This is a genomic window from Reinekea marina (assembly GCF_030409715.1).
GTDB classification, from domain to species: Bacteria; Pseudomonadota; Gammaproteobacteria; order Pseudomonadales; family Natronospirillaceae; genus Reinekea; species Reinekea marina.
In genome coordinates this window covers 2,948,386-2,962,531 of record NZ_JAUFQI010000001.1, presented here as the reverse complement: position 1 = coordinate 2,962,531, position 14,146 = coordinate 2,948,386, and the positions used below count along the sequence as shown (strand labels likewise).

15 protein-coding genes are annotated in these 14,146 nt (G+C 44.7%); 9 read left to right on the top strand and 6 right to left on the bottom strand.

Annotated elements, in window-relative coordinates; genetic code table 11:
- The first annotated feature begins 47 nt into the window (after window positions 1–47).
- From QWZ13_RS16250 to infC, 4 genes are read left to right on the top strand one after another with little or no spacing between them, the layout of a single operon-like run.
- A complete protein-coding gene (locus QWZ13_RS16250) occupies window positions 48–1,772 on the top strand; it encodes a potassium/proton antiporter (RefSeq protein WP_290282697.1) in 1,725 nt (574 codons plus the stop codon).
- Window positions 1,773–1,800: 28 nt separating this feature from the next.
- Window positions 1,801–2,109 carry a hypothetical protein gene (locus QWZ13_RS16245; RefSeq protein WP_290282696.1) on the top strand — a complete coding sequence of 103 codons (309 nt, stop codon included), beginning with the start codon at window positions 1,801–1,803 and terminating at the stop codon, window positions 2,107–2,109.
- On the top strand, window positions 2,048–3,922 hold the full coding sequence (gene thrS / locus QWZ13_RS16240) for a threonine--tRNA ligase (RefSeq protein WP_290283397.1): 1,875 nt from the start codon (window positions 2,048–2,050) through the stop codon (window positions 3,920–3,922). The genes QWZ13_RS16245 and thrS overlap by 62 nt, the downstream gene beginning before the upstream one ends.
- Window positions 3,923–3,925: 3 nt before the next feature.
- A complete protein-coding gene (gene infC / locus QWZ13_RS16235) occupies window positions 3,926–4,465 on the top strand; it encodes a translation initiation factor IF-3 (protein WP_216000155.1) in 540 nt (179 codons plus the stop codon).
- Here the strand turns inward: infC and QWZ13_RS16230 are convergent.
- The gene (locus tag QWZ13_RS16230) at window positions 4,442–4,594 is read right to left on the bottom strand and encodes a hypothetical protein (protein ID WP_290282695.1); all 153 of its coding nucleotides are present in this window, start codon (window positions 4,592–4,594) and stop codon (window positions 4,442–4,444) included. The two genes, infC and QWZ13_RS16230, sit on opposite strands and share 24 nt — an antisense overlap.
- 48 nt (window positions 4,595–4,642) lie before the next feature.
- Between QWZ13_RS16230 and rpmI the strand changes: the two genes are divergently transcribed.
- Window positions 4,643–4,837 carry a 50S ribosomal protein L35 gene (rpmI, locus tag QWZ13_RS16225; protein WP_216000021.1) on the top strand — a complete coding sequence of 65 codons (195 nt, stop codon included), beginning with the start codon at window positions 4,643–4,645 and terminating at the stop codon, window positions 4,835–4,837.
- Between the two features lie 27 nt (window positions 4,838–4,864).
- Entirely contained in the window at window positions 4,865–5,221 is a 357-nt protein-coding gene (gene rplT / locus QWZ13_RS16220) for a 50S ribosomal protein L20 (RefSeq protein WP_216000022.1), read from the top strand.
- A gap of 563 nt (window positions 5,222–5,784) precedes the next feature.
- Here the strand turns inward: rplT and QWZ13_RS16215 are convergent.
- Entirely contained in the window at window positions 5,785–5,922 is a 138-nt protein-coding gene (locus tag QWZ13_RS16215) for a hypothetical protein (RefSeq protein ID WP_290282694.1), read from the bottom strand.
- Between QWZ13_RS16215 and QWZ13_RS16210 the strand changes: the two genes are divergently transcribed.
- Together QWZ13_RS16210 and galE are read left to right on the top strand one after the other, a co-directional pair.
- A complete protein-coding gene (locus QWZ13_RS16210) occupies window positions 5,894–7,252 on the top strand; it encodes an MATE family efflux transporter (protein WP_290282693.1) in 1,359 nt (452 codons plus the stop codon). The two genes, QWZ13_RS16215 and QWZ13_RS16210, sit on opposite strands and share 29 nt — an antisense overlap.
- A 72-nt stretch (window positions 7,253–7,324) precedes the next feature.
- Complete coding sequence (gene galE, locus QWZ13_RS16205) at window positions 7,325–8,338, top strand: UDP-glucose 4-epimerase GalE (RefSeq protein ID WP_290282692.1); 1,014 nt, start codon at window positions 7,325–7,327, stop codon at window positions 8,336–8,338.
- Window positions 8,339–8,416: 78 nt separating this feature from the next.
- Here galE and nagB read toward each other — a convergent pair whose 3' ends face one another.
- The 4 genes from nagB to QWZ13_RS16185 are packed head-to-tail and all read right to left on the bottom strand — an operon-like array spanning window position 8,417 to window position 12,133.
- Window positions 8,417–9,208 (bottom strand): glucosamine-6-phosphate deaminase, encoded by a 792-nt coding sequence (gene nagB / locus QWZ13_RS16200; protein ID WP_290282691.1) that lies wholly within the window; start codon window positions 9,206–9,208, stop codon window positions 8,417–8,419.
- A gap of 14 nt (window positions 9,209–9,222) precedes the next feature.
- Window positions 9,223–10,356 (bottom strand): N-acetylglucosamine-6-phosphate deacetylase, encoded by a 1,134-nt coding sequence (gene nagA, locus QWZ13_RS16195; RefSeq protein ID WP_290282690.1) that lies wholly within the window; start codon window positions 10,354–10,356, stop codon window positions 9,223–9,225.
- A 24-nt stretch (window positions 10,357–10,380) separates the two neighbouring features.
- A complete protein-coding gene (locus tag QWZ13_RS16190) occupies window positions 10,381–11,151 on the bottom strand; it encodes a GntR family transcriptional regulator (protein ID WP_290282689.1) in 771 nt (256 codons plus the stop codon).
- Complete coding sequence (locus QWZ13_RS16185; protein WP_290282687.1) at window positions 11,141–12,133, bottom strand: glucosamine kinase nucleotide-binding domain-containing protein; 993 nt, start codon at window positions 12,131–12,133, stop codon at window positions 11,141–11,143. Before QWZ13_RS16185 ends, QWZ13_RS16190 begins: the two co-directional genes overlap by 11 nt.
- 12 nt (window positions 12,134–12,145) lie before the next feature.
- On the opposite strand from QWZ13_RS16185, the gene QWZ13_RS16180 reads away from it, so the two are divergent.
- Window positions 12,146–14,008, top strand: a complete 1,863-nt coding sequence (locus QWZ13_RS16180) for a beta-N-acetylhexosaminidase (protein WP_290282686.1) — start codon at window positions 12,146–12,148, stop codon at window positions 14,006–14,008.
- Window positions 14,009–14,146 lie beyond the last annotated feature (138 nt).

Below are 14,146 nucleotides of genomic sequence, written 5' to 3'. Positions count from 1 at the left end.
TGATGCACTGATATTTGGGTAAGCCCTAAATTGATTAAGGAACAATAGTGACTGTTGAACTGACTTATCTCTATATTTTTGGCGCTGCCACATTAGCGTTCATAAGTGTAGTCGCCAGCTTTTTTACGCATCGTACCGGTGCGCCAATTTTATTGGTGTTTCTGGTATTGGGTATGTTGGTTGGTGAAGATGGCATTATTGGCGTTGAGTTTAATGATTTTAACATCGCCTTTTTATTGGGGCATATTGCCTTAGCGATTATTATTTTTGATGGCGGATTGGGTACCAGAAAAGACAGTTTTCGCGTTAGCTTAAAGCCCGCGCTATCTCTGGCTACGGTCGGTGTATTGGGAACCGCCGCTTTTACAGGATTAGCCGCGCACTTTATTTTAAATGTGAGTGTTTTAGAAGGGTTTTTAATCGGGGCTATTGTAGGTTCTACAGATGCTGCGGCGGTGTTTGGTCTTATTCGAAATGCCGGTGTTGAGCTCAAAGAACGTACCAGCGCAACGTTAGAGATTGAGTCGGGCTCTAACGATCCTATGGCTATTTTCTTAACCATCACTTTGGTCGAATTGCTTATGTTAGGCGACAGTGGCGATCAAGGTTGGACGATTGCGAGTGAGTTGCTTCAGCAGATGGGGTTAGGTATGGCCGTTGGCTTTGCAGGGGGCTATTGTTTGGTTGAAACGCTTCGGCGAGTGCATTTGCCGTCGTCGTCGTACCCTTTATTGGCACTGGCCGGTGCCATGAGTTTGTTTGGTGTAACAATGATGTGGGGTGGCAGTGGTTTTCTTGCCATCTTTATCATGGGCGTGATTATTGGCAATAAGCCATTGACCTACAGTAGCGACATTCATAGTTTTAGCGATGGCGTTGCTTGGCTAAGCCAAATAGGGATGTTCTTAATGCTGGGCATGCTGGTAACACCCAGTGAATTATTACCCATTGTTGTTCCTGCTTTAGGCATTGCTGCCGTGCTTATTTTTGTCGCTCGTCCAATTGCCGTGTTCATTTCATTGTTGCCCTTTCATTTCCCTTGGCGTGAGCAAGTGTTTATTAGTTGGTGTGGTCTTCGCGGCGCGGTACCGATAATTTTAGCGTTGTTTCCCTATTTGGCCGGTTTAAATACTTCACAAATGTACTTTGAGTTGGTCTTTTTTGTGGTGTTAATTTCATTGGTGGTTCAAGGCTGGACCATTGCTCCTGTGGCTAAATGGTTGAAGATTAAAGTGCCCGTAACGGCCAGTCAGCCTGATTACGTGCACTTAACGTTGCCTGATGTTTCTGACAAAGAGCTCTTAGTTTACCCCGTACTTGCCGGCAGCCAAGTTCAAGCAAGCGATCCTTTACATTTACCCAGTATCGAAGGCAGTCAAATGATAGGCGTTATCCGCAAAGGAGTCTTGCTGAACCCATCTAAAGGTCAACGATTAAACGTAGGCGATCGAGTTTTGTTTTTAGCCGGTGGCAATGCCAGAGCGGTATTGGGTCGTGCATTCGCACCGGAAGCTCACAATGCTCAGTTAGATGCAAACCGATTCTTTGGTGAATTTACTTTGCAACCTACCGCTACATTGGCAGACATTGCTTCAGTCTATGGCTTAGACATAGAGGAACAGATCGAGAACCAAACCGTTAAAGGTTACATTTTACAGCAATTTCATGGAAAACCGGTGGTAGGGGATCAAGTGAAGCTGGGCAGTGTGACCTTAATTGTACGTGAAATTACAGACGATCAAATTAGCGCGGTTGGCATCAAATTAAAGTAGTCCGAATTGCCCTCTATTCGCTCCATTCTTGCGAGTTTCGCGGTTACAAACGGCCAGGTTGTTATGCTATAGTTTCAATCTTGAGCGTAAATTTTTCGCTTTATGGTTAACGTGCGGTCCCTTCGTAAGGGTAGGCGCTAACCGTATTCCAATATTATTCAAATTTACATCCAACACGTGGCCCTTGGTAGGGGTCACCACTGAAGGAGACTGCAATGCCAGTTATTACTTTACCAGATGGTTCAAAGCGCGAGTTCGATCAACCCGTTTCTATTATGCAAATTGCCGAAGATATTGGCCCAGGTTTGGCGCGCAATACGTTAGCCGGCCGTATTAATGGTGAGCGTGTTGATGCATGTGATTTAGTGACCGAAGATTCCGATATTCAAATTATCACGCCGAAAGATGACGATGGCTTAGAAATTATCCGTCACTCTTGTGCGCATTTAATCGGTCATGCTATCAAGCAGTTGTATCCAGATGCCAAAATGGCGATTGGTCCAACCATTGAAAACGGCTTCTATTACGATATCGATATGGAGCACCGCCTCACTGAGGAAGATTTAGACGCGCTTGAAAAACACATGATGAAGTTGGCTAAAACCAACTATCAGGTTGTGAAAAAAGCCGTCAGCTGGCAAGAAGCGCACGACGTTTTCACCGAGCGTGATGAGCCTTACAAAAAAGAAATCTTAGAGCAAAATATCAGCAAAGATGATCGCCCTGGTTTGTATCATCACGAAGAGTACGTTGATATGTGCCGTGGCCCGCATGTGCCAAACATGAAGTTCTGTCAGTTCTTTAAACTAATGCGTATATCTGGTGCCTACTGGCGTGGCGATAGCCAAAATAAGCAGTTACAGCGTATTTATGGCACGGCATGGGCCGATAAAAAGCAATTAAAAGCACATTTAAACTTCTTAGAAGAAGCCGAAAAGCGTGACCACCGTAAAATTGGTAAAAAACTCGATCTCTTCCATTTGCAAGAAGACGCACCGGGCATGGTATTTTGGCACCCTAATGGCTGGACTATTTATCAAGTAATCGAGCAATACATGCGTGAGAAACAGCGCAAGCATGGCTACGATGAAATTAAAACGCCAATGATCGTTGACCGATCTTTGTGGGAGCGTTCTGGTCATTGGGATAAATTCCAAGACAGCATGTTCACGACGCACAGCGAATCTCGTGATAACGCCGTGAAGCCAATGAACTGTCCTTGTCACGTACAGGTGTTTAACCAAGGCTTAAAGAGCTACCGTGATTTACCGTTGCGTTTAGCGGAGTTTGGTTCTTGCCACCGAGATGAAGCCTCTGGCGCGTTGCACGGCATTATGCGTGTACGTGGATTTGTACAGGACGATGCACACATCTTCTGTGCTGAAGATCAGATTCAATCGGAAGTGTCATCATTTATTGGTATGCTAGACGAAGTTTATAAAGACTTTGGCTACGACGATTACATCCTCAAGCTATCTACTCGCCCTGAACAGCGTGTGGGTGATGATGCTGTATGGGATAAAGCAGAAGCCGCTTTAAAAGAAGCCCTTGATGCTACTGGCAAAGAGTGGTCAATTTTACCAGGTGAAGGTGCCTTTTACGGCCCTAAAATTGAGTTTACACTTAAAGATAGCCTTGGTAGGTTGTGGCAGTGCGGTACGATTCAGGTCGATTTCTCAATGCCAGGCCGTTTAGATGCACAATTTGTTGATGAGCATGGCGAAAGACAGACGCCAGTGATGCTTCATCGTGCTATAGTAGGTAGCTTCGAGCGATTCATTGGCATTTTAATCGAGCAATATGCAGGTGCAATGCCCGCTTGGTTAGCGCCAACGCAGGCGGTTATTTGCAATATTACCGATGCTCAGGCAGAAAATGTGCAATTAATCGCCGAAAAACTCGAAAAAGATGGTTTTAGAGCCAAAGCTGACTTGAGAAATGAGAAGATCGGCTTTAAAATCCGCGAGCATACAATTCAGCGTGTCCCTTACTTAATTGTAATTGGAGACAAAGAAGTCGAGAACGGTAAGGTTGCTGTTCGTACACGCGAAGGTGAAGACCTTGGTGTAATGACTTACGATGAATTTAGCGACCTATTACGTGCCGATGTGGCTCGTAAAGGTAGAATTATTAACCAGAACGGAGAATAAGTTATAAAACGCAACGCGAGAGCGGCTAAAGCTAATAGCCGACACGTCATTAATGACCAGATCGAAGCAGCGGAAGTTCGTTTAATTTCTGAAACTGGAGAGCAGCTTGGTATTACACCTTTAGATGAGGCGATAAACCTAGCTAAAGCTGCGGGGTTAGAGCTAGTTCAAATCTCTAACGCCGATCCAATCGTGGCTAAAATCATGGATTTGGGCAAAAAACTCTATGAAGAGAAAAAGTCTAAAGCCGCCGCGAAGAAGAAGCAGTCTCAAGTACAGGTTAAGGAAATTAAATTCCGCCCGAATACGGACATTGGTGACTATAACGTTAAGTTACGTAACCTGATCCGTTTCCTTGAAGAAGGCAATAAAACCAAGATCACTTTACGCTTCCGTGGCCGTGAAATGGCCCATCAAGAACTCGGAATGGAGTTGTTGAAGCGCGTAGAAACCGACTTGGAAGATTATGCAACTGTTGAATTACGTCCTAAAATGGAAGGTCGACAGTTAACCATGGTCTTAGCGCCTTCTAAGAAGAAGTAATTTACAGCTCAAAAAGCTGTAAACCCAGTGGGCAACCGCTGGTTTAGCAAAACGGCCGTCTTCGGACAGCCGTTTTTTAGTTTTAAAGGCAACCGGTAACTTCGGGGCAAAGTAGGGTAACTGAAACACCCGCTAACGAATGTGAAACGGTAAATGAAGTAAATCTGGAGATTGAAAATGCCAAAGATGAAAAGTAATTCGAGCGCTAAAAAGCGTTTCAGAAAAACTGCGAACGGCTTTAAACACAAGCAGTCGCACCGTAGCCATATTCTAACTAAGAAAAGCAGTAAGCGTATCCGCCAATTGCGTGGAATGTTGCAAATTGCAGATGCAGATAAGCCGCTTATTAAGCGTATGCTTCCTTACATCTAAACCGCTTTTTATTAGGAGAATTAAATTATGGCACGTGTTAAACGCGGTGTAGTGGCTCGTAAGCGTCACAAGAAAATTTTAAAGTTAGCAAAAGGTTACTATGGTGCTCGTTCACGAGTTTTCCGTGTAGCTAAGCAAGCGGTTATCAAAGCAGGTCAGTATGCTTACCGTGACCGTCGTCAGCGTAAGCGTCAGTTCCGCGCGTTGTGGATTGCTCGAATTAATGCCGAAGCTCGTGTAAATGGCTTGTCTTACAGCAAGTTCATTAACGGTCTTAAAAAGGCAGACATCGAGATCGACCGTAAAGTACTAGCAGACATTGCTGTACACGATAAAGCTGTATTTGCAGCGATTGCAGAGCAAGCGAAAGCTTCTTTAGCATAATCGTACGATTGATCCTAAAAACCCGCCTCGTGCGGGTTTTTTTATGGCCGCTATCTTTGCCAGCAAAGCCGCGATTGTTAAATATTTTGACCTAGCCTGCAGCCTGCAGCCTGCAGCCCGCAGCCCGCAGCCTAAAACATAAAACCACAACCCGCTTTGGTGGCTGGCTTTACTTCCGCGGGTCGCTGTTCGCGCATCCTTGCGCCGCTCAACTTCGCCATCCTTGGCTCAGATGCCCGCTCCAGCAAAGCCACCCACCAAAGCTAACCTTAAGCACCGCAATCAAGTAGGAGCGCGCAAAGCAAAGCGAAGCCGCGAAGGTTTAAATGTTTTGACCTAACCCGCAGCCCGAAGCCCGCAGCCTAAAACATAAAACCACAACCCGCTTTGGTGGCTGGCTTTACATCCGCGGGTCGCTGTTCGCGCATCCTTGCGCCGCTCAACTTCGCCATCCTTGGCTCAGATGCCCACTCCAGCAAAGCCACCCACCAAAGCTAACCTTAAGCACCGCAATCAAGTAGGAGCGCGCAAAGCAAAGCGAAGCCGCGAAGGCTTAAATGTTTTTAACTAACCCGAAGCCCGCAGCTCAGAACAATCAACCATGCTATAATCGTCTTTTCACCCGCTTCTAACTTGAAGCTACAAACTTGCAGCTTAAAAAAAGGCTTTACCTTGCCCACATCTTCATTAGATAACCGCATGAATATCCGCACCATCGTTTGGCCGATTTTTATCGAGCATTTGTTACGCATGAGTATGATGACGATTGATGTCGTGATGTTAGCGCGGTTCTCAGAAGAGGCGGTGGCTGCGGTGGGGCTAACTGGGCACTTTGTCTTTTTTATGGTGATTGCCTATATGATCATTTCTTCTGGCTGCGCCATTTTAATAGGGCAGAACCTTGGCGCAAAGAATCGTTCAGAAGCATTAGCATTTTCACACGTCGGTTTTTTATTAGCGTTAATTATGGCGGCGATCATTGGCCTAGGATTCTACTTAGGTGCAGAGCCCTTGTTGCTGCTATATCGATTAGAGCCTCAGGTCCATATTTTTGCTTTGCAATACTTAACGATTACCGGCGGTCTATCGGTTGGCTTATCATTGAGTATCTACTTCTCAACCGTTTTACGCGCGCATGGCTTTAGTAAGTCGCCCATGGCTATTCAATTAATTTCCGGTGCGCTGAATGTAATCGGAAATTATATCGCTTTATTTGGATTCATGGGGTTACCCGTATTTGGTGTCGTTGGTGTTGCTATTTCAACAGTTTTTAGTCAGTTAGTTGGTGCGTTGCTGTGTTGGTGGATCGTTCGCCACCACAATATCGGGTTTTCTATTCGAAGCAGCTTTAAGCTTGATTTTGTGCGCTTTAAAGAAATATTAAGATTAGGCTTACCTAATGCGGGTGAAGGGCTTTCTTATAACTTAGCGCAGCTTGCCATCATGTTTATGGTGGCGGGGTTTGGCACGGCGGCTCTGGCTGCCGTAGCAATTGCACAGAACTTATCAAGATTTGTATTTGTGTTTGCAATGTCATTGGGTAACGGCGCGCAAATTATGGCTTCTTATTTTGTGGGGCAGAGTCGCTTTGATGAGCTTAAAGCAAACGTACATCGGTACTGGCAAGTTGGGATTACTGTCTCAACCCTTTTGGTTGTTATGTTCATTGCAGCGCGCGAACCTATCGCAGGTTATTTCACTGAAGACCCAGAAACCGTTAAGTTAATTGGAGTACTTTTAATAGCAGCTTTAGCATTAGAACCTGCCAGAGCACTAAATCTCATTGTTATTTCCGCATTAAAAGGCACTGGCGATGTTATGTTTCCTGTAAAAATGGGCATCCTAAGTATGTGGGGAGTGGGCGTGTTGTTCAGCTATCTTTTTGGTATTCACTGGGGGCTAGGCGTTCTCGGTGTTTGGCTCGGGGTGGCCATGGACGAATGGGCACGAGGCATTATAATGATTATTCGTTGGCAGTCGGAAAAGTGGCGTGCCTTTGTGCGGCTAAGCGTTGCGCCTCTTACAGAATAAGCTGAGGGTGATTAATTTGCCTGATATCGTTTTCAAAGTTAAGCTATGGAATCATAAAACAAGGAGCATTTTATGGCAGTGTTAGTGACAGGTGGCGCAGGTTATATCGGCAGCCATACCGTTTTAGAGCTATTACAGGCCGGTCAATCGGTGGTTGTATTAGATAACTTTTCTAACAGTTCAGCCGAATCATTGAATCGTGTGAAAGACATCACAGGCAAAGCTGTGACGCTGATAGAAGGTGATATTCGAGACAAAGCCGTGTTGGAGCGAGTATTTCAACAGCATACTATTGAATCGGTTATTCATTTTGCTGGTTTAAAAGCCGTCGGCGAAAGCACAGAGATCCCGCTAGATTATTATGAAAACAATGTATGGGGCACAGTTAATTTACTGCAGGTGATGAAGCAGTTTAACATTTTTAAATTTGTGTTTAGTTCATCGGCCACGGTTTACGGCGATCCACACACAGTGCCTATTAAAGAAGATTTCCCGTTAAGTGCGACAAACCCATACGGCCGTTCAAAGTTAATGGTCGAAGATATCTGTCGAGATTTAGCCGCTTCAGATTCGCAGTGGAAAATTGCGTTATTGCGTTACTTTAACCCCGTCGGCGCACATGAAAGTGGCCGCATTGGGGAAGACCCTAACGGTATACCGAATAATCTTTTGCCTTTTATTGCACAAGTCGCTATTGGCAAGCGCGAGCAACTCTCCGTTTTTGGTGATGATTACAACACGCCAGATGGCACCGGAGTTCGCGATTATATACACGTGGTTGATCTTGCCAGTGGTCACTTAAAAGCTTTGGATCATTTAGATAAGCAAGAGGGTTGTGTCGCTTATAGTTTGGGAACTGGGCAAGGCTACAGCGTACTCGACATGGTTAAAGCATTTGAGCAAGCGTCACAAAAAGAAGTGCCTTTTAAAATTGTCGCTCGTCGCCCAGGCGATATTGCTTGCTGTTATGCCGATGCAAGCTTTGCAAAGGAAACACTAGGCTGGGAAGCTAGCCGAGGGCTAGAACAAATGATGAAAGATTCATGGCGCTGGCAAAGTCAGAACCCAGATGGGTATAAAAAATAGTTGCTAGTTTGGCGCTATGGGCTGCGAGTTCGAAAAACGAGTAGCTCATCTTTTGACCTTACCCGAAACAAGCGGCGCTTAACGCGCCGTTCTTTCTTTCAATCTCATATTCTCACGCTCAATATGTTTATAAAATGCAATATCTTGTAATTTCTGCGCGGCTTTTTCATCGATAACAAAGGTGACATTTGGGTGTAATTGTAAAATAGAAGCTGGGCATCGAGCGGCAAGTGGTCCTTCAACGGCATTCTGAATGGCATCGGCTTTATCATACCCAGTTGCGAGAAGTAACACTTCCCTTGCTTCTGAAATTGTGCCGATGCCCATCGTGATCGCTAAATGGGGCTGAAACTCTTCCTTCTTAAAAAAACGTTTATTCGCGTTTATGGTGTCTTCAGTTAACGTTTTTACACGAGTGCGACTGGTCAAACTAGAGCTTGGTTCGTTAAAACCAATGTGGCCGTTTCTACCTATCCCCAGCAACTGAAGATCAACGCCGCCTTTGCTTTTTAACGTTTGCTCAAACTCAAAACAAGCTTGATCAGGGTGGCTGGTGTTGCCAATGGGAACATAGGTATTTCTTTTATCTATATCTATGTGGTCAAATAAATTTTCATTCATAAAGTAGCGGTAACTTTGTGGGTGTAAACCGTCTAAACCTAGGTACTCATCTAAGTTAAATGTTGATACGTCACTAAATGAAAGTTGCTGAGATTTGTATTGCTCTATGAGTTGTTGATACAACTTAATGGGCGTGCTGCCGGTCGCCAGCCCTAAAGTACATTGAGGCTTAGTTTTTATGAGCGATGCAATTTTATCTGCCCCAAAGTTTGCAACCGCTTTTGCATTTTCTAAAATAACTACTCTCATAAGTTATGGTAACTCTATATTTTTTGGCCGGCGCGCCAAACGCCTGCGCAGTTCCAGTCATTATCTAACCAACAAATATCGCTGGTAAATCCAGGCTTAAAAGTGCCATACCGATTGTTCAATTTCATGAATGTGGCTGGTACTCGGCTGGCCATTGCGAGTGCTTGTTCAGCAGGAAGTTGTAACGTGTTGATGCAATACTTCACTGCGTCTAATAATGAAATAGCGCTGCCAGCGAGATTACCTTTTGAGTTTACTAATCGGCCATCTCGTTCCTCTATCATTTCGCCATACAATTCAAAAGTTTTTTTATCGGTACCTATATTCGCCATAGAGTCGCTGACTAAGAAAATATGTTCATAGCCTTTTGATTTGATCGCCGCTAACATAGAGGCCGGGTGTGCATGAATACCATCGGCGATGAGCCCTGCCCATGTTTGCGAAAGTGATAATGCTGCTCCAACGACTCCGGGTTCTCGTCCTTGCAGCTGGCTCATAGCATTAAACAAATGTGTGAAGCCGCTAAGACCATGCTTGTGGGCCTCTTCTACTTGACTGTAGGTGGCGTTGGTATGACCCGCGCAAACACGTATGCCTAACTCATCAATTCGTTGAATATCTTTGTTGTCTATTTTTTCAGGAGCCAGAGTTAAAATGGACGGTAGCGCTGCGAGCTGCTCTATCCACGACCAATCCGATTCAGCAAGCACTCTAAGCTTTTCTGATTGATGCACTCCGGCTTTTTCTTCGTTAAAAAATGGACCTTCAACATGAATGCCGATAATTCCTGAATGTTGTTTATCGCATTGTTTAGCCGATTCAATCGCGTTAAGCGCTACCTTAGGTTTGTCACTAATAACCGTCGGTAAAATACGAGTGACACCAAACTTAGCATGACCTGCCGCCATCGTATTTAATGTTTCCACCGTTGGTGCATTATTGAGTAACACACCACCGCCACCATTAACCTGCAAATCAATAAAGCCAGGAGCAATTGTGCCTCCGTCTAAATGAATCGACTTATAGTCTTCAGGGATGTTATTTTCTGGAACGATCGAAACAATGCAATCACCTTGTGTCAGAAGTGCACATTTTTGGTGTGTGATGTAGCCATCAAAAACAGCAGCGCCTCTTAATGCAAACTTCATTCATTCAGTCCTATTGAAAAGCCATTAATCAAATTTAAGTTCAGTGACAAAATCGTAAATATCGCCTCGATACCAAGAGCGTGTAAACTCTATGGGTGAGTCATTTAAAGCAAAGCCTTGGCGTTCGATATAAAGTACCGCATCGTTGGGCGCTATATTTAATGATTCCGATACGCTTTTATCGGCATTGATAGCCGTCATTGTTTGTAGCGCTCTTACTGGCCGTGCTTTTTTTGTGTCTAAGTAAGCGTAAAGTGATTCGCCCACTTCATTAGCGTCGTTGATAATGTAAGCGGGTACACTGGCAATTTCATAGGCCATGGCGGTATCGCTGGCGTATCGAACACGGGTGAAGCGGCTTACCATACTGCCGGGCGATAAATTTAATGCCTTTGCCTCCTTTGGCGAAGCTTGAAGGGTTGCACGCGAAACCCAGCTCGATGTGGGCGTCATGCCACGTGCCTGCATATCTTCGGTAAAGCTGTTAAGAACGGCTAAGTTCTTATGAATGTTTTGCTTTACTCCACGGGTTACCATGGTGCCAGCACCTTGCCGTTGCACAAGTAAACCTTCTTTAACTAAACTTTCGACAGCTTTTCGCAATGTCACTCGAGACACGCCTAATTGTTCGGCCAAATCTCTTTGCGGTAATAGAAAATCGCCATCTTCAAGCATGCCCTCATGAATAGCCTGGCTGAGTGAACGCGCTAATTGAGTGTAAAGTGATCCTGGTTTTGTCGGGTCGGGTCTGATGAAATCGAGCAGTTCTTGGCTGCTCTTTACATTAATGCTCACGTTGAATCCTTTGTTGTGCCAAAAGTAAAGCGCCGTTTAACGCATCGCCTTTTGGTTCATGAATCTGTTCTTGAATTGTTTTTGGTAGTAAGGCTTTCACCCAATTGGCGAGGCCTCCCATTAAACTTAACGGTAATTCATCGCTGATTAAAGCGGTAATTTGCTCAGTTAAAATAATTTTTTGATCTTCAATGATTAAGGCGGCAAATTCATCACCTTGTGCAAATGCTTCCGTAACAATTGGCGCAAACTTCCCATAGTCACCTGAGCTTGCGTGCTGCGACCAAGCGACTAACTCGTCTATACCGCCTGGAAATTGTTGCCAAACTTTTTGAGTCATTGGTGTGCTGTGAATGAGCCGGTCGTGCCGTTTGATCGCTTGCTTAATGGCTTGCATACCTAGCCAAGCGCCGCCCCCTTCGTCATTTAAAGGAAAACCCCAGCCCCCTAATTTTTGCCACTTACCATTGCGATTCGCGAGCCCTACCGTCCCAGTACCTACAATATAAATAGCACCGTTGTTGAGTTGATGAGCGCCCAAGCATGCCGTTTGCGCATCGGTTAGAATGTCCAAGTGCCCTACGCCTTGAACGTGTGCTTTAAAGCTTTCTACGGCACTTTTAACTTCTGCCCCCGCTAATCCAGCCACAATATAAGAACGTTTAATGCAATCTTGAGGCAACTTTGCTCGCTCTAATGCCAATTCGATGCTGTGAGAGACTGAATGCCAAGCCAATGAATCGTTCTGAAAAATGTTTGCGCTTCCGGAAACGGCTTCTCCCAATGTCTGACCAGATAAATCTGCAATACGTGTTCGGCATTGAGTGCCACCGCCATCAATGCCGATGATATGTGTATAAGGTGAACTCATTAATGGCTTCCGTTTTGAGCTACATAGTAAGGTTGTTTTAAAGCGGACTAAGAATATAACCTTTACAGTAAGAAAACAATACCAATATAATACCTTTTTAAAATCAGCCACTGGGCCAACTTTATGCAGACCAATGCAGGAATTACGCTGTTAAATGACGGCGAATATTTCGACCTAATTATTCACATTCCACAGCAGCCAGGTATTCAGGAGGTCTATGATCATATTTGCTTTTCGTTTGTTAGCCCTTTTACGGATGATCAGCTGAATGGCGGCACGCTGATAGAACGCCAGGGAGACTGGCATCGAATTTTGCTTGATCAGCCTTTAACACCCAAGAGTGAAATTAAGTTATTGGTTCGAGCAAAAGGAAGCTTAACGAAAGCTACAGACTATCCTGAAGGTGTTTACTTAGAGAATAACGAATCCCGCTTAAAAGTGACCACCAATGCGAAGATCACTCGTCATACAGAACCCAATCATTGGCAAAAATCAAAAACAGCCGCATTTATCCCGCAATGTGATGTCGTTGAGCACAAAAGCACGGTGACTAAGCCTAAAGCTATTAGTTTTCAAGGTGAGATATGGTCAATCGGGTGGTTTGAGCGAATGACCCGTAAGCTAAGGTTTCGCTTCGAGAGCGATACCGATCAAGCGTGGTTGATCAGTGCACAATGTGATGGTTCGCTCGATGTCTTGTTTAAACTGGATATATCTCAGGAGGGTGTGCACTTAACTTACCGAGAAAAGGCCGGGTTTTATCAAGGCCAGGCCTTTTTCTTACAGTATTTGCTTCAATTGATTAAAAATGAAGAAATGTTCGCGCTAACAATGCAAGGAGGAGCGCTCTTTTCATATAGAGGCGTACACATTGATGTAGTGCGACATTTTTTCAGTGCTACCACATTGCAGGAGTGGCTCGACGTTTTTGCGTTGTTCCACTACAACCAATTTCATTGGCACCTAACCGATGATGATGGCTGGCGTGTGCCGAGTGATGCATTTCCAGAGTTAGTGCAAAAAGGCTCTGTACGAGGCCCGGGTTTAACGTTGCCGCCACAGATGGGAACCGGTTGTGAGCTTTATCAAGGTATTTACTCAAAAGAACAAATAAAACAAGTTGTTCATCACGCTACTGAGTTAGGCATAAATGTGGTGCCTGAAATGGATTTACCTGGGCACGCCCGTGCACTTTTAAAAGCATTACCCAAGCTGCAAGAAAAAGAAGATCAATCGCTTTATCAAAGTGTTCAATTCTTTAATGATAATGTCATTAACCCCGTTTATGGCGACACATTGAACATCGTAAAGACATTGCTGTCGGAATGGTGTGAACTCTTTCCAGGGCGCTTATTTCATATCGGGTCTGATGAGATACCGGCAGGCGTTTGGCAACGATCACCTTCCGCTTTACAGTGGGCCGCCGAAACCGATCAACCGATAAAAAACTTGCAAGGTGTGCTTCTTAACGTTGTTGAGCAGCATTTATCGACCTTTGGAAAAACCATGGCCGGCTGGGAGGAAGTGGTGGAAGGGGAGGGAACTTCGTCCAACACCTGGGTTTATTCTTGGCAAGGTGTAGATGCCGGAATAAAGGCCGCAAAGCTCGGTCATTCTATTGTGATGACGCCCGCCCAGCATTGTTATCTAGATTTAGCCGTTACCACCAAGCACGATGACCCAGGTTACTACTGGGCCGGCACAGTGAACTTGGCTGCAACTTATGAATACGACCCATACAAAGGCGTTCCCATCGAATACCAAGGGAATATTAAAGGGGTTCAAATGTGTTTATGGAGTGAATTGATTCATAACAAGACCGAAGCAGAGTACATGATGTTTCCTCGTCTTTTAGCTGGCTCAGAATTGGGCTTCTATAGTAATACCAAAGGGGAGTTTGGTGCCTTTTATGGACGAGTACAGCGTTGGATGCCACTTTTGTCAGCACTGGGCTTGGCGGTAAGAGCCGAAAAAGATACATGGTGATACTAAAAATAAGGCCTTTTAAATCAATAGCTTAGGTTTAATTTGAGGTTTTATTAGGCATTACGAGTGTATTTTATGTTGCCTGATATTTATATTGGTATTATATTGGTCTCATAAATATCCAGAACAACAACAAAC

Bases quoted from the DNA above. Each gene is read 5' to 3' on its own strand.
- thrS (WP_290283397.1), top strand. From the start codon at position 2,048: ATGCAAATTGCCGAAGATATTGGCCCAGGTTTGGCGCGCAATACGTTA.
- rpmI (WP_216000021.1), top strand. From the start codon at position 4,643: ATGCCAAAGATGAAAAGTAATTCGAGCGCTAAAAAGCGTTTCAGAAAA.
- rplT (WP_216000022.1), top strand. From the start codon at position 4,865: ATGGCACGTGTTAAACGCGGTGTAGTGGCTCGTAAGCGTCACAAGAAA.
- QWZ13_RS16215 (WP_290282694.1), bottom strand. From the start codon at position 5,922: ATGCGGTTATCTAATGAAGATGTGGGCAAGGTAAAGCCTTTTTTTAAG.
- galE (WP_290282692.1), top strand. From the start codon at position 7,325: ATGGCAGTGTTAGTGACAGGTGGCGCAGGTTATATCGGCAGCCATACC.
- nagB (WP_290282691.1), bottom strand. From the start codon at position 9,208: ATGAGAGTAGTTATTTTAGAAAATGCAAAAGCGGTTGCAAACTTTGGG.
- nagA (WP_290282690.1), bottom strand. From the start codon at position 10,356: ATGAAGTTTGCATTAAGAGGCGCTGCTGTTTTTGATGGCTACATCACA.
- QWZ13_RS16180 (WP_290282686.1), top strand. From the start codon at position 12,146: ATGCAGACCAATGCAGGAATTACGCTGTTAAATGACGGCGAATATTTC.